Source organism: Streptomyces sp. OR43 (assembly GCF_008042275.1).
Lineage (GTDB): Bacteria > Actinomycetota > Actinomycetes > Streptomycetales > Streptomycetaceae > Streptomyces.
In genome coordinates, this window is the sequence record NZ_RDBK01000043.1 from 626,447 (window position 1) to 643,275 (window position 16,829).

Sequence of the window (16,829 nt, forward strand, 5' to 3'; positions counted from 1 at the left end):
TCAGCTCTGCCGGGCCGGCAGGGCGGGCCGCAGGAGAGCGCGTATCGGGTGCCAGAGCTCCTGGGCCCGCTCGGGTCTCGCGCGCCACAGGAGGCCGTCGGGGTGGTGCAGGACGGCGGTGATCTCGTCCGGCGTGGGCGGCTCCGCGTTGCCGCGGAGGTAGACCGCGCGCAGGCCCAGATTGCGTAGCCGGGTCAGGGCCCGGGCCCGGTTCGCCGCGTGGACCAGGACGCGTACCGGAGTGTCCGGTCCCACGCCCTCCGCCGGGCTCGGCAGTGTGATCGCGACGACCACACTGCCGTTCGGCAATTTGCTGAATCCTCCGCCTGCCATGCTCCGCGCTCCCCCGTGAGACGTCGTGTGTCAATAAGAAACTGAACAAGAGGCACCTAAACACGATCGGCCGCCGCCCGCTAGAGGGCGACGGCCGATCATGCTTTGACCTGCGGTTTTACCGAATTACTTGTGCGAGGGACCCACCTTGACGGTGACCGTCGAGCCGCTGAGCGGCTCGCTGACGATCGAGATCCGGGTGTTGGTGTCAGTTACCTGCACGCTTCCGGTCTTGTTCTCCTTGTACCAGTAGGTGCCCTTGTGGTCGTCGAAGACCGGAACGCCGAGCTGCGGCTTGATCTTCGTGGCCACGTCACCGTTGTGCAGCGTGAAGCCGTCGGTGGGGTACCAGCTGAACGGAGCGTCGAAGGGCTGGATCTTGTTGCGGATGACCGTGCCGTCCGACCACTTCAGCGGCTTGGCGTGCGCGTCGATCGGCAGGATCAGGCCCTGACCCGGGTGGGTCGAGACGTTGTTGTCCTTCTGGGAGGTGTCCCACAGCCAGATGAGCAGGCCGTTCTGGTACGGGTAGTGCTCGACCCAGTCCGGACGGGTGGTGGAGAAGCCGAAGTTGTACGGGCCGACCTTGAGGGTCTGGTCGTACGAGACGTACTGGCGGTTCTCCGCGATGTAGCGCTGCGGGTAGTCCTTGGTGAAGGACGAGCCCACGCGCGAGAAGCCCTTGGCGGTCCAGCCGTTGTCGTCGCCCTCGGCGTTGTCCGTGAAGAGCGCGGCGCCGTCGGCGTTGACCGCGATGGTGTCGGCCGCGAAGCCGATGCCGCCCGCGCCACCGTCGGTGGTGTAGCGGAAGCGGATGTCGATCTTCTTGCCCGCGTAGGCGTCCAGCGAGTACGAGAGCTTCTTGTACTTGCCGGAGACGTCGGTCAGGGCCGGCTTGTCGCTGGCGTCGCGCGGGATGGCCACGCCGTCGGCGGTGCCGTCGATCGCGGTCCAGCTCGCGCCGCCGTTTTCCGACACCTCGGTGTAGAGGTAGTCGTAGTCGGCCTCGATGTCCCACCAGCCCGCGAGGTCCAGGGACGCCTTGGACTTGCCGGTCAGGTCGACCGGACGGGACAGGGTGTTGCCGAGGTTGTCACCCATGTCGCTCCACCACTGCTTGGCGCCCTCTGCGGGCGTCGTGACGGCGGTGGTGACGGCCTTGTCGGGCAGCTCGACGACGAGTGCCTGCTTGTTGCTGGTGTTGTACTCGGACACACCCAGCTTGTGGGTGGACTTCGTCGCGGCCTTGGCCACGTCGTAGTCCAGCCAGCCGAGCTGGAGCTTGTCCCAGGCGGTCATGTCGCCGGGCAGGTCACCGATGCTGTTCTTACCGGTGCCGAGCCAGGAACCGGCCGACATCAGCGACCAGAAACCGACCGAGTTCTCGGCGGTGTTGGTCGTGTCGTAGAGGTCCGGCAGACCGAGGTCGTGGCCGTACTCGTGGGCGAAGACGCCCAGGCCGCCGTTCTCGGGCTGTGCGGTGTAGTCGCCGACCCAGATGCCGGTGTCACCGATCTGGGTGCCGCCGGCCTTGTTCTCGGCCGGGCCGGTCGCGCCGGCGTTGGTGCCGTAGGCGTACCAGCGGTGCGCCCAGATGGCGTTGGTGCCCTCGGCGCCGCCGCCCGCGGACTCGTCCTCGCCGGCGTGCACGATCTGGAAGTGATCGATGTAGCCGTCGGGCTCGTTGAAGTTGCCGTCACCGTCGAAGTCGTAACGGTCCCACTGGTCGTACTGGGCGAGATCGGCCTTGATCTGCTCGGGCGTACGGCCCTTGGCCTTCTGGTCGGCGGCCCACGCGTTGACGCCGTCCTTGATCATGTCCCAGGCGTTGGCGCAGTTGGTCGAACCGCAGTAGTTCGAGCCGTAGCGAGCCTCGTTGTACGGGACCTTGACCCAGTCGGAGACCTCGCCCTCGACCGAGTAGCGCCCGGAGGACGTCTTCTCGTAGTACGTCTTGAGCGAGTTCTTGCCGGCACCCTCGCCGAAGTACAGGTCCTGGAAGTGGGCCTGGTTGTAGTCGGCCTGCCAGGCGGTGCTGTTGTCCTTCGCGGGGTCCGGCTTGGCTATCTTGTTGTGCGCCGGGCCGGGCTTGCCGCCGTACTTCGGGACGGCGGGCTTGGGGCCGGCGCCGTCCGGGTCGAACATGGTCGTGTTGTCGACCTGGTCGCCGAACTCCACCAGGACGGTGAAGATCTTGTCGGTCTTCTCGCGGCCGAGCTCGACGTACTTCTTGTCGTCGAGCTTGACCACCTTCGAACCGCTGCGCTCCGACACCTTCTTGTCGCCGGATATGACCTGCTCGAGAGCGGCCTGACGCTGGGCGTCCTGCTGCTTGCTGAACGGGCCTTCGAGGTCGTGCGCGTTGCCCTTGGCCGACCCCGGGTCCCGGCGGTCTATGGCGGTGGCGCTACTTGACGCCTGGTCATCTGCCTGAGCGGTGGCGAAGGCGGATGCGGTGGCGGCGGTTGCGGCCATGGCCACGACAACCGCCCCGGTGCGAAGCGCCCGTCTTTTAATGATCACGTGATGCAGTCCTCCCCGACGCCCGCGGCAGCGGCCTTGGAGGTGTGAAGGGGCCGCGCGCGGAAACGCGTCACAAGTGACGACATTCGACCGGAGTTACGGAAGAAAAGACAGACCTTGACTTGAACAGGCCAAGTGCACTATGCAGGAGCCCATTTCCGCTATCCGGACGATCGCTCCGCGCCGGACCGGCGCGCCAAAGCCCCCCAGGGGCGTGCGACATGACTCCATGCGCCCCCCGTGCACCGGTACCGTGGGTTAGGTGACGCTTACTACCCGTTCCGCTCGGGCATTCACCGTCGTAGAGTCACTTGACAGCGAAACCGTGTCGAGAGACTGCCCATCCGACGTCCCGAGGACGGATACCGCCATGCCGCGTCCCACTGCTGCACAGCTCTCCTACGGTTCGGTGACCGTCGTCTTCTCGACCCTCGCCATGCTGCTGCTGTCCCGTACCGAATCGGGCATCGGCATCGCCGTCATCTGCACGGCCGCGCTCGCGCTCGGTCTGCTGGTGGCCGTCACCGTTCCGCTTCCGGCGCGCAGGAACACAGCGAAAGCGGCGAGGACGAGGGCCGCGGTGTCCGTACACCGCGACCCCGTCCCCGCCGCTGCCGAACCCGAGGGCCGCACCCTCGACCCCGTACAGAGCAGGATCCCGGCCGCACGCGCCTCGTCCGAGCGGGTGGGCGAGCACTCGCTGAGGCGCTGACGTCCGACGCGGCCGGGAGGGTGCCGACGTCCTCCCGGCCGTCCGTCAGTTGGTGACCACCACCACGGTCTTGGCCGCCTTGTCCTGGAGCCCCTGTTTGTACGGCTTGTCCGTGAACATCAGCACGATGTTGATCAGCCACCACAGGCACGGGCAGCACAGCAGCGCCGGCAGCCACAGCACCACGGCCCGCAGGAACGCGCTGCCGGTGTCCGGCACCCTGCCGTCGTTGAGCATCGCGACCCGCAGCTTCAGCAGCCGCTTGCCCAGGGTGCGGCCGTCCTTGTGCGTGAAGTACGTGTCGTACGCGACGTAGACCGCCAGGGCGATCAGCGACCAGAGCAGCTGATGCCCGCTGTAGGTCTGCGCGAAGACATCGCTGACGTCGTCGTCGTTGCCGCCGTCCGACATCTCGACCGCGCCGCCCCAGGGCAGCGAGATCAGGTAGAGCGGGATCGAGATGATCAGGAAGTCGATCAGCCGGGCCAGGATGCGCTTGCCGGGTTCGGCGAGCGGCGGCATGCCCGCCAGGGGATCCGTTCCGCCGTACGGACCGCCGCCGTAAGGACCCGGATCGTGCGGGGGCGGGGGCGGCGGCGCGCTGCCGTAGGGCGAGCCCGAGGACGGCGGCGGCTGGGACCCGGGCGGCTTCTTGGAGAACGGGTCGTCCTCGGGCGGCTGACCGGACGTCGGCTGATCGTTGCTCATGCGGGCAGTGCACCCCGCCCCAAGGGCGCCCGCAACGGCTCAGGTGCGTTCGGGGGAACAGAATCCGTCCGACGGCCCTCACCCGAAGGGCCGTCAGCCGTGCGGGTCGCTCCCCCGGTCTCCCGGCCGGTTCTCAGCCCGCGACGAAGGTGCGGGCCGCCTTGTCGTGCCAGCACTGGCGCCACGGCCGGTCGACCAGGCACCAGCACACGTTGACCACGCCGATCACCAGGAGCCCCAGCACCCCGTAGACCAGCCAGCGGCGCAGGGCGGCACCGAAGCCGGGCGCGTCGTGGGACTCGATGTCGCGTACGTCCAGACCGCACAGCTTCTTGCCGAGCGTACGGCCCCACTTCGCGGTCGGCAGCGCCTCCAGGAGGATGCCCAGCACCAGGAAGGCGCCGAGGACCGCGCCGGCCAGCGAGGCCGTGGTGGAGTCCACCAGCCAGACCGTGACCGTCTCGCCCGACAGCTTCGCCGCGTCGATCTTCTCGTTGACGTGGTCCGCGGCCCGGGACAGCAGCGGTACGGCGACGGCGCCGACGAGGGCGCCGAGCACCACCGTGTCGATGAGCCGGGCGGCGAACCGTTTGCCGAGCGCCGCCGGGCGGGCCGCTGTCCGGGCCGCGGCGAGCTGCTGGAAGTGGTCGTCGACCGGGGGCTTCCAGGGCACGACGGGCTGGTCGGGCTGCGGTGCCTGCTGGGACTGCTGCGGGAACGCGGGCCGTTGCTGCGGTGCGGGCGCCTGCGGCCGGGAGACCGGGGGAGCGACCCGCACGGCTGACGGCCCTTCGGGTGAGGGCCGTCGGACGGATTCTGTTCCCCCGAACGCACCTGAGCCGTTGCGGGCGCCCTTGGGGCGCCCTGCGCAGCGTCGTGCGCAACGAGGCGGGCGGCGGGCCTCGCTCCCCGGCGGGTGCGGCGGGCATGGGTTCGCCCTGCTGCGGGGCGGGCCGGCTGGTGCCGGGCACCCAGGAAGCGCCGTTCCAGTACCGGACGTATCCGGGAATGGACGGGTCGGGGTAGTACCCCTCGCGGGGTCGGTCGTCACCGGGTGCCGGGGTTGGGGCGCTCATCACCGTGGTCCCGTATCTCTTCGAGGCCTGGGACCGGCCGGCGATGGGGGAACAGCCGGTCCTCATACAAGGGTCCACATCTACCAGACAGCCGCCTGTCACCGGGCCGGTCCCGGTGTTTGGACCACTTTCCGGTCTCTCCGAAATATTTTTCCCGAAGTCGCGTAATGAATGGCGGGGAGGGCGCTCTCTCCCTGTGCGGGCGGTCGTGCGACCGGCCCACAGGCATCGAAAGGACGCACCTCATGAACACCGTCGTGGAACGAGAGCTGGAGCTGAAGCTCGTCCTGTCGCCCGAGCGCAGCATCCCCGTGCCCGCCCGGCTGTCGTATCGCACCGGGGACCCCTACGCCGTGCACATCACCTTCCACATCGGATCCGACGCCCCCGTGCACTGGACGTTCGCCCGCGATCTGCTGGTCGAGGGCGTGTTCCGGCCGTGCGGGCACGGGGACGTGCGGATCTGGCCCACCAAGGTCGACGGGCGCAGCGTCATCTGCGTGGCGCTGACCTCGCCGGACGGCAACGCCCTGCTGGAGGTGCCGTCCGCCGCGGTGGCCACCTGGGTGGAGCGGACGCTGCACGCCGTCGCGCCGGGTACGGAGTCCGAGCTGCTCGGGATCGACGAGGCGCTGGCCGAGCTGCTCGCGCCGCTGCCGGCCGACGACCTGTGGATGAGTGACCCGTGGCCGTCGGACGAGTCGCAGGACGGGGAGGGTTGAGAGGGCGGGGGGTGCCGGGGGGTGTCAGAAGACCTTGCCCGGGTTGAGGAGGCCGAGCGGGTCGAAGGCCTGCTTGATGCCCCGGTGCAGTTCCACGCTCACTTCGCCGAGTTCCCGGGCGAGCCACTCCTTCTTGAGCACGCCCACGCCGTGTTCGCCGGTGATCGTGCCGCCGAGTTCGAGGCCGAGCGCCATGATCTCGTCGAAGGACTCGCGGGCCCGCCGGGACTCGTCGGCGTCGGTGTGGTCGAAGCAGACGACGGGGTGGGTGTTGCCGTCGCCTGCGTGCGCGCAGACGCCGATGGTGAGGTCGTACTTCTCGGCGACGGCCGCGGTGCCTTCGAGCATGGCGCCGAGCTGCGAGCGCGGTACGCACACGTCGTCGATCATGGTCGCGGACTTGACGGTCTCCAGCGCGGTGAGCGACATGCGCCGGGCCTGGAGCAGCATTTCGGACTCGGCGGCGTCCTCGGCGGGGACGACCTCGGTGGCTCCGGCTGCGGTGCACAGGGCAGCGACGGCGGCGAGGTCGGCGGACGGGTCCGGGGTGTCGAAGGCGGCGAGCAGGAGGGCCTCGGTGGAGTCGGGGAGGCCCATGTTCGCCATCTTGTTGACCGCTTGGACTGTTGTACGGTCCATCAGTTCGAGGAGTGACGGGGTGTGGCCGCGTTCCATGATGCGGCAGATGGCGTCGCAGGCGCTCGCGGCGCTGGGGAACTCGGCGGCCAGGACGAGCTGCTGGGGCGGCTGGGGTTTGAGCGCGAGCACGGCCTTGACGACGATGCCGAGGCTGCCTTCGGAGCCGACGAAGAGCCGGGTGAGGTCGTATCCGGCGACGCCCTTGGCGGTGCGGCGGCCGGTGGTGAGCAGGCGCCCGTCGGCGAGGACGATGTCGAGGCCCAGGACGTATTCGGCGGTGACCCCGTACTTCACGCAGCACAGGCCGCCGGAGGCGGTGCCGATGTTGCCGCCGATGGTGCACATCTCCCAGCTGGAGGGGTCCGGCGGGTAGTACAGCCCGTGCTCGTTGACCGCGCGGGACAGGACGGCGTTGATGACGCCCGGCTCCACCACGGCGATGCGGTCGACGGGACTGATCTCCAGGATCCGGTCCATCTTGACCAGGGAGAGCACGATGCAGCCGTCCGAGGCGTTGGCCGCGCCGGACAGGCCGGTGCGGGCGCCCTGGGGGACGACCGGGACGCGCAGCGCGGTGGCGGTGCGCATGATGTGCTGGACCTGCTCGACGGTACGGGGGAGCGTGACGACGGCGGGTGTGCCCGCTTCGCAGAAGCTCGCCATGTCGTTGGCGTAGGAGGCGGTGATGTCCGGATCGGTGATCAGGGCCTCGGCCGGCAGACCCGCGCGCAGTAGTTCGAGAAGATCGTCCATGATCCAAGACTGGCACCCGGGCCCATTGGTGTGAACCCGTATGCGGCAGCGTTCGCAAGGCGCGGTGTGATCTTCGTACTGACGCAGAGTGATCGTCATGGACGACACGTCACGGCAGACCCCGACGGCCCCCGGGCCGGACCATGACCTCGGAACTCCTCCGCTCCCGCCCCGCACGCCCCCGCCGGACCCCGTGCTGCTCGCCGAGCCGCCGCCCGCCTCGTTGCGCACGACGCTGCGCAGGGCCGCGTTCGGTGTGGTGGCGGGGGCGGTGCTGGTGACCGGTGCGGTGGTCGCGGTGCCCGACGACGACCAGGACGCGGCGCCGCCGCTGCCCGGCCCGGTCTCGCGGGCGATGAGCGCGACGGCCGCCGGCTCCCCGGCCTCGCTCTCCGATCTGACGGCGCTCATCGGGGACCGGCAGAAGTGGGTCGGCACCCATCCCTCGGACGCGCGGTCGTGGGCGGTGCTCGGGTCGGCGTACGTGGAGCGGGGGCGGCGGGCCTCGGACGCGGCGTACTACACCCGGGCCGAGCAGGCGCTGAAGCGGTCGCTGGACGTGCAGCCGGGTGAGCGCGGCAACGAGGCGGCCTGGGTGGGCCTCGCCTCGCTCGCCAACGCCCGGCACGACTACGTCACGGCGAAGAAGTGGGGCGAGACCGTACGGGCGCGGGCGCCCAAACAGTGGGCCGTGTACCCGGAGCTGATCGACGCGTACAACGGCCTCGGCGACTACACCTCGGCGACGAAGGCCGTGGAGAAGTACGCGGCGCTGCGGTCCGGTGTCCCGTCGCTGGGTCTGACGGCGGAGATGTACCGGGACCGGGGCTGGCGCGAGGACGCGCTGGCCACCGCGCAGGACGCCGCGAACCGGGCGAAGACCCCGGCGGAGAAGGCGGCCTGTCTGTCCCGGCTGGGCGAGCTGGCGTGGGAGCGGGGTGAGCCGGAGGAGGCGGTGGCCCAGTACGGGGCCGCGCTGCGCACCGATCCCGCCGATCACGCGTCCCTCGCCGGCCGGGCCCGTGCGCTGGCGGCCCTCGGCCGCACGGACGAGGCGCAGCGCGACTACCAGGCCGCGCTGAAGAGGTCGCCGCGTCCGGCCTATCTGCTGGAGCTGGGCGAGCTGTACGAGTCGCTCGGCCTGGACGGTGACTCGGTCGACCAGTACACGAAGCTGCGCGCGGCCCTGGCCCGCGGCACGGCGCGGGGCGTGGACGAGTCGCTGCTTTTGGGCCGTTTCGAGGCCGCCCACGGGGACGCGGCCGCAGCGGTGGAGCTGCTGCGGGCGGAGTGGGACCGCGGCCACCACAGCGCGGCGGTGGCCGATGCGCTGGGCTGGGCGCTGCATCGTTCGGGCGATCCGGACGCGGCGCTGGAGTACGCGGAGCAGGCGGTCGACTCGGGCGGCCGGAACGCGTCGTACGCGTACCACCTGGGCATGGTCCAGCGGGCGTTGCGGGACTTCGGTCCGGCCCGCCGCCATCTGGAGGAGGCGCTGCGCACGAACCCGCAGTTCTCGCCGCTGGACGCGCCTCGGGCGCAGGAGGCGCTGGACACGCTGGGGCTGCCTCCGGCGGGTGGCCCGCAGGACATGCGGCCGGCCGCGCCGCCGGCGCCCGAGCCGGCGCCCGAGCCGTCACCGGCCACGGAGCCGGAGCCCGCTCCGGTGGCGCCCGAGCCACCGGCCGGGGAGGCCGCGCAGGCTCCGGGTGAGGCCCCGGCCCCGGCGGCCGGGCCGCCCGGGAAGAAGGCCGGGCCGGGCACGCCGAAGACCGGGAGCGGCGGTGCGCGTCCCCCGAAGCCGTCGGCCCCGCAGTCGCCCGCGGCCCGCTGACGCCCGTGGCGCGGAGCGGGACGGGGGCGGGCCGGTGATCCGGCCCGCCCCCGTGCGGTGTCCCCCGTGGCTCAGAGGTTGCCGCGCTTCTCCTGCTCGCGCTCGATCGCCTCGAACAGGGCCTTGAAGTTGCCCTTGCCGAAGCCCATCGAGCCGTGGCGCTCGATCATCTCGAAGAAGACGGTCGGCCGGTCCTGGACCGGCTTGGTGAAGATCTGCAGCAGATAGCCGTCCTCGTCGCGGTCGACGAGGATCTTCAGCTCGCGCAGGGTCTCCACGGGCACCCGGGTCTCGCCCGCCCACTCGCCGAGGGTGTCGTAGTACGAGTCCGGGGTGTCGAGGAACTGGACGCCGGCCGCGCGCATCGCCTTCACGGAGGCGACGATGTCGTTCGTGGCGAGCGCGATGTGCTGGACGCCGGCGCCGCCGTAGAACTCCAGGTACTCGTCGATCTGCGACTTCTTCTTGGCGACGGCCGGCTCGTTGATCGGGAACTTGACCTTGAGCGTGCCGTCGGCGACGACCTTGGACATGAGCGCGGAGTACTCGGTGGCGATGTCGTCGCCCACGAACTCCTTCATGTTGGTGAAGCCCATGACCTGGTTGTAGAAGCCGACCCACTCGTTCATCCGGCCGAGCTCGACGTTGCCGACGCAGTGGTCGACGGCCTGGAAGGTCCGCTTGGCCGGGGGCTCGACGATCGGGTCGGCGGCGGCGAAGCCCGGGAGGTAGGGGCCTTCGTAGCCGGTGCGCTCGACGAGGGTGTGGCGGGTCTTGCCGTACGTGGCGATGGCGGCCAGGACGACCGTGCCGTGCTCGTCCTTCACCTCGTGCGGCTCGGCGAGGCCGAGGGCGCCGTGCTCGACCGCGTAGGCGTACGCGGCGCGGGCGTCGGGGACCTCGATGGCCAGGTCGACGACGCCGTCGCCGTGCTCGGCCACGTGGTCGGCGAGGAAGCGGCCGTGGTCCGTGGACGCCTTGATGACGGAGGTGAAGACGAAGCGGGCGGAGCCGTTGGTCAGGACGTAACTGGCGGTCTCGCGGCTGCCGTTCTCCGGTCCGGAGTAGGCGACCAGCTTCATGCCGAAGGCCGTCGAGTAGTAGTGCGCGGCCTGCTTGGCGTTGCCGACGGCGAAGACGACCGCGTCCATTCCCTTGACCGGGAAGGGATCGGCCTGCCGCGCTGTCTCGGGGGTGCTGTGCATCGTCTCAGTCATGTCCGAAGGTTCTCGCCGCTTCGCAAGGTGCGCAACAGTTCGTGAATTCACTGGGCAATCTGCCCACCACATGGCCATGATGGGCGGGCGATCTGTACATGATGACCATCACAGGACCCCTCGGAGGCCGGCCGTGGCAATCGATCATCTGGACGGGCGGCTGATCGTGCTGCTGGCCCGCGAACCCCGGATAGGCGTCCTGGAGGCCTCGCGCCGGCTCGGCGTGGCGCGCGGCACGGTGCAGGCGCGGCTGGACCGTCTTCAGTCGAATGGCGTCATCCGCGGCTTCGGCCCGGACGTCGACCCGGCGGCGCTCGGCTATCCGGTGACCGCGTTCGCGACGCTGGAGATCAAGCAGGGCCAAGGCGCCGACGTACGGGCCCACTTGGGCGGCGTACCGGAGGTTCTGGAGCTGCACACCACCACCGGGCACGGTGACATGTTCTGCCGGCTGGTGGCCCGCTCCAACGCCGATCTCCAGCGGGTGATCGACCGGGTTGTCGGATTTGATGGCATTGTCCGGGCCTCCACGGCGATCGTCATGGAGAACCCCGTACCGCTGCGCATCATCCCGCTCGTCGAACAGGCGGCGCAGGACACCGACTGAGCCGAGGAGTGACGTGTGAGCTTCTGGGAGTACCTCGGAAACCGGCACCAGCAGTTGCTCACCGACGCGTTCCAGCACGCCAGTGCCGTCTTCCAGTGCATGGTCATCGCCACCGTCCTCGGCGTCCTGATCGGGGTGGTCAGCTACCGCAGCGGATGGGGTTCCTCGGTCGCGATCACCTCGACGGCGACCGTCCTGACCATTCCGTCGCTCGCCGCGATCGGTCTGCTGATCCCGCTGGTCGGACTCGGGGTCGCGCCGACGGTGATCACCCTGACGCTGTACGGGCTGCTGCCCATCGTCCGCAACTCCATCGTCGGCCTGCGCGGCGTCGACCCTTCGCTCGTGGACGCGGCGAAGGGCATCGGGATGTCGCGGATCACCCGGCTCCGCAAGGTGGAACTTCCGCTCGCCTGGCCGCCGATCCTCACCGGCATCCGGGTCTCCACCCAGATGCTGATGGGGATCGCCGCCATCGCCGCGTACGCCTCCGGGCCCGGCCTCGGCAACGAGATCTTCCGCGGGATCGCCTCGCTGGGCAGCGCCAACGCCATCAACTCGGTGCTCGCGGGCACGCTCGGCATCGTCGTCCTCGCCCTGCTCTTCGACGCCGCGTACGTGCTGCTGGGGCGGCTCACCATCCCGAGGGGGATCCGTGTCTGAGACCGTCGAGGCGACCGGACCGGAGCCGGCCGTCCACGCCACCTCCGGCGCGACCATCCAGCTGGAGGACCTGAGCAAGATCTATCCGGGCAACCCCAGTCCGGCCGTGGACAACGTGTCGATGGACATCAAGGCCGGGGAGACCGTCATCTTCGTGGGCCCGTCCGGCTGCGGGAAGTCGACCACCCTGAAGATGATCAACCGGCTGATCGAGCCGACCTCCGGCCGGATCAGGATCGGCGACGAGGACGTCACCGACATTGATCCAGTGAAGCTGCGCCGGAAGATCGGGTACGCGATCCAGTCGTCCGGGCTCTTCCCGCACATGACGGTCGCCGAGAACATCGCCCTCGTCCCGAGGATGGTGGGCTGGTCGAAGTCGAAGGTGAAGGACCGGGTCGAGGAGATGCTCGACCTGGTCGGACTCGACCCGCGCGAGTTCCACGGCCGCTATCCGCGCGCGCTCTCCGGTGGTCAGCAGCAACGCGTGGGCGTGGCACGGGCGCTGGCCGCCGATCCGCCGGTGCTGCTGATGGACGAACCGTTCGGCGCGGTGGACCCGATCACCCGCGACCACCTCCAGGACGAACTGATCCGGCTCCAGCACGAACTCCACAAGACGATCGTCTTCGTCACCCACGACTTCGACGAGGCGATCAAGCTGGGCGACCGGATCGCCGTGCTCCGCGAGCACTCGCACATCGCGCAGTTCGACACCCCGGAGGCCATCCTCACCAATCCGACGGACGACTTCGTCTCCGGATTCGTCGGGGCGGGCGCCGCGCTGAAGCGGCTCAACCTCACGCGCGTACGGGATGTGGAGATCGCCGAGTTCCCGACGGTGACGGTCGACGACCCGCTCCAGTCGATCTTCAACAAGCTGCGCAGCGGCCCGCACAACGAGCTGCTGATGCTGGACCGCAGGAACCGCCCGTACAAGTGGCTGCGGCGCGGCGACCTGATGCGGGCCCGCGGTTCGCTGGCGCGGGCCGGGCAGCTGGTGCACGACACGGTGACCAGGGACGCGACGCTGCACGACGCGCTGGAGGCGGTGCTGATCGACAGCGGCGGACGGGTCGCGGTGACCGGGCGGCGCGGCGAGTTCATCGGCGTCGTCGACATGCACACCCTGATGAACTCCGTGCACGAACTCCTGGAGGCCGACCGGCTGACCGCCATCGAGCACCAGCACGACCTGGAGGAGCTGCGCACCCACCAGACCGTCCAGGAGCTGGAGGGCGGTGCGGGCACATGACTCCCGACTCCCCGCCCGGCCCCCGCTCCCCCGGACCGGCCGCCGCGTCCGGCCGGGATCGTCCGCCGGGCGAGCACGACGTCAAGGGCCTGGCCTTCCACGACGCGGAGGAGGAACCGTCCCCGCCACCGGCCGGACCGCCGCGCCGCTTCACCTGGCGCAAGCTGGTGATCGTGCCGGCCGCGCTCGCGGTGGTGCTGGTCATCACGTACGTGTGGATCACGAACGTGGAGCTCGACTCGATCGCGGAGAACTCCCTGGCCGGTGACACGGTCCAGCTGCGGTGGTGGCAGCACGTCAGGCTGACGGCCATCTCGACGTTCTGGGTGCTGATCATCGCCATTCCGCTGGGCATCGCACTGACCCGGCGCGGTCTGAGCAAGGCCGCGCCGCTGGTCACCGCGCTCGCCAACATCGGGCAGGCGACCCCGGCGATCGGTCTGCTGGCGCTGCTGGTGATCTGGCTGGGCATCGGCCCGTCGACCGCCATCACCGGCATGGTGATCTACGCGGTCCTGCCGGTGCTCTCCAACACGGTGGCCGGCCTGAAGGCGATCGAACCGACCCTGGTGGAGGCCTCGCGCGGCATCGGCATGTCGGCGATGGGGACGCTCAGGAAGGTCGAACTCCCGCTCGCCGTCCCGCTGATCCTGGCCGGTGTGCGGACCGCGCTGGTGCTGAACGTGGGCACGGCGACCCTGGCCACGTTCGGCGGTGGCGGCGGGCTCGGTGACCTGATCACGTCCGGCATCCAGACCCAGCGCATGCCGGTGCTGGTGCTCGGCTCCGTACTGACGGTGGTGCTGGCCCTGCTGGTGGACTGGCTGGCGTCCCTGGTCGAGGTGGCGCTGACGCCGCGCGGACTCGAGGTGGGGCGATGAGGACGAGGCGCGTGCGGACGGCCCTGGCGGGCGCGGCCGCCCTGGCCCTGGTGATGGCGGGGTGCGGACTGAAGAGCGGCTCCCCGATGGTGGACGACGTGGTGCCCGGGTCGGCCGGGCTCGGGCAGCCGCTGGACGGCGCCTCACTGACCGTCACCTCGAAGAACTTCAGCGAGAACATCATCCTGGGCCAGATGATCGGCCTCATCTTCAAGGCCGCGGGGGCGGAGGTCCTGGACCGGACGAACCTGCCGGGCTCCATCAGCGCCCGCGAGGCGATCGTGCAGGGCGACGCCGACGCGATGTACGAGTACACGGGCACCGGCTGGATCACGTACCTGGGCCACGCGAAGCCGATCACCAACCCGCTGGAGCAGTGGAAGGCGGTACGCGACGCGGACCGGAAGAACGGGGTGACGTGGCTGCCGCAGTCCACCCTGAACAACACCTACGCCCTCGCCATCAGCAAGAAGAACAACGCGAAGTACCACCTCAAGACGCTCTCCGACGTCGCCGCGCTGGCGAAGAAGAAGCCCTCGGCGGTGACGATCTGCGTGGAGAACGAGTTCGCCTCCCGCAATGACGGGCTGCCCGGGATGGAGAAGACGTACGGGATGTCGATCCCGGCCGCCAACATCAAGAAGATGGACGCGGGCATCGTCTACACCCAGGTGTCGAAGTCCGACTCCTGTCTGCTGGGCGAGGTGTTCACCACGGACGGGCGCATCAAGGCGATGAACCTGGACGTGCTGACGGACAACAAGCACTTCTTCCCGAACTACAACGCGGCGCCCGTCATCCACACCGCGACGTTCGACAAGTACCCGGTGATCGCGGCCCTCCTGGACCCGCTCAGCGCCCGGCTGACGACGGAGGTCGCACAGGTGCTGAACGCCAAGGTGGACGTGGAGGGCGAGGACCCGCACGAGGTGGCGAAGGACTGGCTGATCGAGGAGGGGTTCATCAAGGCGGGCTGACGGGCGGGATGGCCGCGGCCGGCCCCGGCCGGCCCCGGGTGTCAGCAGGCCGGGATCTTGCCTCCGTGGTCCAGCGCCCGCAGCGAGTCCACCGCGCCCTTGAGGGTCGTGACCGGGATGAGCCGGAGCCCCTTCGGCAGTTCGGACTTCGCCTCCTTGCACTCGGCCTTCGGTACGAGGAAGACGGTCGCCCCGTCCCGCCGGGCCGCCTGCGTCTTGAGCGAGACTCCGCCGACCGCGCCGACGTCGCCGTCCGCCTCGATGGTGCCCGTACCGGCGATGGTGCGGCCGCCGGTGAGATCGCCGCCGGAGCCGTCGCCGTCGAGCTTGTCCACGATGCCGAGCGCGAAGAACAGTCCGGCGCTGGGGCCGCCCACGTCGGCCAGGTGCAGGGTCACGTCGACCGAGCCGGGCTTCTTGCCGAGATAGGTCAGGGCGGCGTCGACCGCGGAGTCCTGCGACTGGGCCATGTCGTCGAGGTTGTGCTTCTCGATCTCCTTCTCGGAGCCGCCCGACGGATAGACGGAGTCGCGCGGCATGACCGCCCGGTCCGTGCGGAACCAGCTGTCGATCACGTCACCGATCCCGACGTCGGCGGTGGGCCCGGTGGCCACGATCGTCGTCATCCGCAGCTGGCCCTCGGTGGGCCGGGTCGGGGTGCCCTTGATGCTGATCACGGGGGTGCCGTGGTCGTCGCCGAGCACGTTCGCCGTCGTCCCCGGCTGCGCGAGAGTGAACGGCAGCGGCGCGAAGGCGGCGACACCGAAGAGGGCGAGGACCGGGAGGGCGCACAGGGCGAGGGTGCGGGGGCGCGAGTGGCGTGTGAACACCCACCCAATCTAACGGGCCGCGCGGTGCACCCGGCCCATCCAGCCCGYCCGGCGYTTGAGGGCGCCTTTCAGCCCGYCCGGCCCCATCCAGCCTGCCCGGCGTTTGAGGRCGGAACCGTCGCGCCGGGTGGCCGGCAGTCCCGGGAAGCAGGGACCACCCCTGACCGGTTCCGTCCTCAAACGCCGGACGGGCTGGGTCTGGCGGATTCGGGCGGAACCGTCGCGCCGGATGGCCGGCACTCCCCGGGAGCAGGGACCACCCCTGACCGGTTCCGTCCTCAAACGCCGGACGGGCTGGGTCTGGCGGATTCGGGCGGAACCGTCCCGCCGGGTGGCCGGCACTCCCCGGGAGCAGGGGCCACCTGACCGGTTCCGTCCTCAAACGCCGGACGGGCTGGGTCTGCGCACCCCGCCCCGCGCTAGCGAAGCGCGTCCGCGACCTCGCGTGCCGCGTCCACCACTCGGGGGCCCACCCGTTCCGGGACCGCGTCCGTGAGCATCACCACGCCGACGCTGCCCTCGACCCCCGTCACCCCCATCAGCGCGGCCGCGGCCCCGCTCGCCCCCGCTTCGAGCTCTCCCTGCGTGAGCGTGAACGCCGTCTCGCCCACCGGCTTCGCCCGGGCGGCGAGGATCGCCCGGCCCGCGGCACCCCGGTCGAGCGGGTGGCGGAAGCCGGCCCGGTAGGCCACGTGGTAGTCCGTCCAGGTCGGTTCGACGACCGCGACGGCCAGGGCGTCCGTGCCGTCGACCAGCGTGAGGTGCGCGGTGGCCCCGATGTCCTCGGCCAGCGAGCGCAGCGCGGGCAGCGCGGCCTCCCGGACGAGCGGATGCACCTGACGGCCCAGGCGCAGCACGCCCAGCCCGACGCGCGCCCGGCCGCCCAGATCCCTGCGTATCAGAGTGTGCTGCTCCAGTGTGGCGAGCAGACGGTAGACCACGGTGCGGTTCACGCCGAGTTTGTTGGACAACTCGGTGACCGTCAGGCCGTGGTCGGTGTCGGCGAGCAGTTTGAGGACACGCAGTCCTCGGTCGAGCGTCTGGGAGGTCTCCGCGGTCACGACGCCCTCTCCTCTTTGGTGAGCGGCGGCGGCTGTTC

15 protein-coding genes and 1 pseudogene are annotated in these 16,829 nt (G+C 70.2%); 8 read left to right on the forward strand and 8 right to left on the reverse strand.

Features of this window, described 5'->3' with window-relative positions; all coding sequences use genetic code 11:
* Positions 1-333 (reverse strand): hypothetical protein, encoded by a 333-nt coding sequence (locus EAO72_RS21205; RefSeq protein ID WP_187285161.1) that lies wholly within the window; start codon positions 331-333, stop codon positions 1-3.
* 126 nt (positions 334-459) lie between these two features.
* Positions 460-2,856, reverse strand: a complete 2,397-nt coding sequence (locus EAO72_RS21210; protein ID WP_187285162.1) for an immune inhibitor A domain-containing protein — start codon at positions 2,854-2,856, stop codon at positions 460-462.
* A gap of 370 nt (positions 2,857-3,226) precedes the next feature.
* Between EAO72_RS21210 and EAO72_RS21215 the strand changes: the two genes are divergently transcribed.
* Positions 3,227-3,568, forward strand: a complete 342-nt coding sequence (locus EAO72_RS21215) for a hypothetical protein (protein ID WP_148018895.1) — start codon at positions 3,227-3,229, stop codon at positions 3,566-3,568.
* Positions 3,569-3,613: 45 nt separating this feature from the next.
* Here the strand turns inward: EAO72_RS21215 and EAO72_RS21220 are convergent, their stop codons facing one another.
* Both EAO72_RS21220 and EAO72_RS21225 read right to left on the reverse strand, forming a co-directional pair.
* Complete coding sequence (locus EAO72_RS21220; RefSeq protein ID WP_148018896.1) at positions 3,614-4,276, reverse strand: RDD family protein; 663 nt, start codon at positions 4,274-4,276, stop codon at positions 3,614-3,616.
* 133 nt (positions 4,277-4,409) lie between these two features.
* Positions 4,410-5,352: pseudogene (locus tag EAO72_RS21225) on the reverse strand (RDD family protein).
* Positions 5,353-5,597: 245 nt separating this feature from the next.
* Here EAO72_RS21225 and EAO72_RS21230 point away from each other — a divergent pair.
* Positions 5,598-6,074, forward strand: a complete 477-nt coding sequence (locus tag EAO72_RS21230) for an SsgA family sporulation/cell division regulator (protein ID WP_148018897.1) — start codon at positions 5,598-5,600, stop codon at positions 6,072-6,074.
* A 24-nt stretch (positions 6,075-6,098) separates the two neighbouring features.
* Here EAO72_RS21230 and EAO72_RS21235 read toward each other — a convergent pair whose 3' ends face one another.
* Entirely contained in the window at positions 6,099-7,466 is a 1,368-nt protein-coding gene (locus EAO72_RS21235; protein WP_148018898.1) for an FAD-binding oxidoreductase, read from the reverse strand.
* A gap of 97 nt (positions 7,467-7,563) precedes the next feature.
* Here EAO72_RS21235 and EAO72_RS21240 point away from each other — a divergent pair, with 97 nt between their 5' ends.
* Positions 7,564-9,300 (forward strand): tetratricopeptide repeat protein, encoded by a 1,737-nt coding sequence (locus EAO72_RS21240; protein ID WP_148018899.1) that lies wholly within the window; start codon positions 7,564-7,566, stop codon positions 9,298-9,300.
* Positions 9,301-9,371: 71 nt separating this feature from the next.
* Here the strand turns inward: EAO72_RS21240 and hppD are convergent, their stop codons facing one another.
* Positions 9,372-10,517: a 4-hydroxyphenylpyruvate dioxygenase gene (gene hppD / locus EAO72_RS21245; RefSeq protein ID WP_148018900.1), complete on the reverse strand. Its 1,146-nt coding sequence runs from the start codon at positions 10,515-10,517 to the stop codon at positions 9,372-9,374.
* A 133-nt stretch (positions 10,518-10,650) separates the two neighbouring features.
* Between hppD and EAO72_RS21250 the strand changes: the two genes are divergently transcribed.
* The 5 genes from EAO72_RS21250 to EAO72_RS21270 are packed head-to-tail and all read left to right on the forward strand — an operon-like array spanning position 10,651 to position 14,900.
* Positions 10,651-11,124, forward strand: a complete 474-nt coding sequence (locus EAO72_RS21250) for an Lrp/AsnC family transcriptional regulator (RefSeq protein WP_026241547.1) — start codon at positions 10,651-10,653, stop codon at positions 11,122-11,124.
* Positions 11,125-11,139: 15 nt separating this feature from the next.
* Positions 11,140-11,787, forward strand: a complete 648-nt coding sequence (locus EAO72_RS21255) for an ABC transporter permease (RefSeq protein WP_148018901.1) — start codon at positions 11,140-11,142, stop codon at positions 11,785-11,787.
* On the forward strand, positions 11,780-13,042 hold the full coding sequence (locus EAO72_RS21260) for an ABC transporter ATP-binding protein (RefSeq protein WP_148018902.1): 1,263 nt from the start codon (positions 11,780-11,782) through the stop codon (positions 13,040-13,042). The genes EAO72_RS21255 and EAO72_RS21260 overlap by 8 nt, the downstream gene beginning before the upstream one ends.
* Positions 13,039-13,923 carry an ABC transporter permease gene (locus EAO72_RS21265; protein WP_148018903.1) on the forward strand — a complete coding sequence of 295 codons (885 nt, stop codon included), beginning with the start codon at positions 13,039-13,041 and terminating at the stop codon, positions 13,921-13,923. Before EAO72_RS21260 ends, EAO72_RS21265 begins: the two co-directional genes overlap by 4 nt.
* A complete protein-coding gene (locus EAO72_RS21270) occupies positions 13,920-14,900 on the forward strand; it encodes a glycine betaine ABC transporter substrate-binding protein (RefSeq protein ID WP_148018904.1) in 981 nt (326 codons plus the stop codon). Before EAO72_RS21265 ends, EAO72_RS21270 begins: the two co-directional genes overlap by 4 nt.
* 41 nt (positions 14,901-14,941) lie before the next feature.
* Here EAO72_RS21270 and EAO72_RS21275 read toward each other — a convergent pair whose 3' ends face one another.
* Entirely contained in the window at positions 14,942-15,730 is a 789-nt protein-coding gene (locus EAO72_RS21275) for a S16 family serine protease (RefSeq protein ID WP_148018905.1), read from the reverse strand.
* Positions 15,731-16,149: 419 nt separating this feature from the next.
* Positions 16,150-16,791: an IclR family transcriptional regulator gene (locus tag EAO72_RS21280; RefSeq protein WP_148018906.1), complete on the reverse strand. Its 642-nt coding sequence runs from the start codon at positions 16,789-16,791 to the stop codon at positions 16,150-16,152.
* Positions 16,792-16,829 lie beyond the last annotated feature (38 nt).

Excerpts from the sequence above, each read along its gene's own strand:
- EAO72_RS21205 (WP_187285161.1), bottom strand. The coding sequence starts at position 333 with ATGGCAGGCGGAGGATTCAGCAAATTGCCGAACGGCAGTGTGGTCGTC.
- EAO72_RS21215 (WP_148018895.1), top strand. The coding sequence starts at position 3,227 with ATGCCGCGTCCCACTGCTGCACAGCTCTCCTACGGTTCGGTGACCGTC.
- EAO72_RS21220 (WP_148018896.1), bottom strand. The coding sequence starts at position 4,276 with ATGAGCAACGATCAGCCGACGTCCGGTCAGCCGCCCGAGGACGACCCG.
- EAO72_RS21230 (WP_148018897.1), top strand. The coding sequence starts at position 5,598 with ATGAACACCGTCGTGGAACGAGAGCTGGAGCTGAAGCTCGTCCTGTCG.
- EAO72_RS21235 (WP_148018898.1), bottom strand. The coding sequence starts at position 7,466 with ATGGACGATCTTCTCGAACTACTGCGCGCGGGTCTGCCGGCCGAGGCC.
- EAO72_RS21240 (WP_148018899.1), top strand. The coding sequence starts at position 7,564 with ATGGACGACACGTCACGGCAGACCCCGACGGCCCCCGGGCCGGACCAT.
- hppD (WP_148018900.1), bottom strand. The coding sequence starts at position 10,517 with ATGACTGAGACGATGCACAGCACCCCCGAGACAGCGCGGCAGGCCGAT.
- EAO72_RS21265 (WP_148018903.1), top strand. The coding sequence starts at position 13,039 with ATGACTCCCGACTCCCCGCCCGGCCCCCGCTCCCCCGGACCGGCCGCC.
- EAO72_RS21270 (WP_148018904.1), top strand. The coding sequence starts at position 13,920 with ATGAGGACGAGGCGCGTGCGGACGGCCCTGGCGGGCGCGGCCGCCCTG.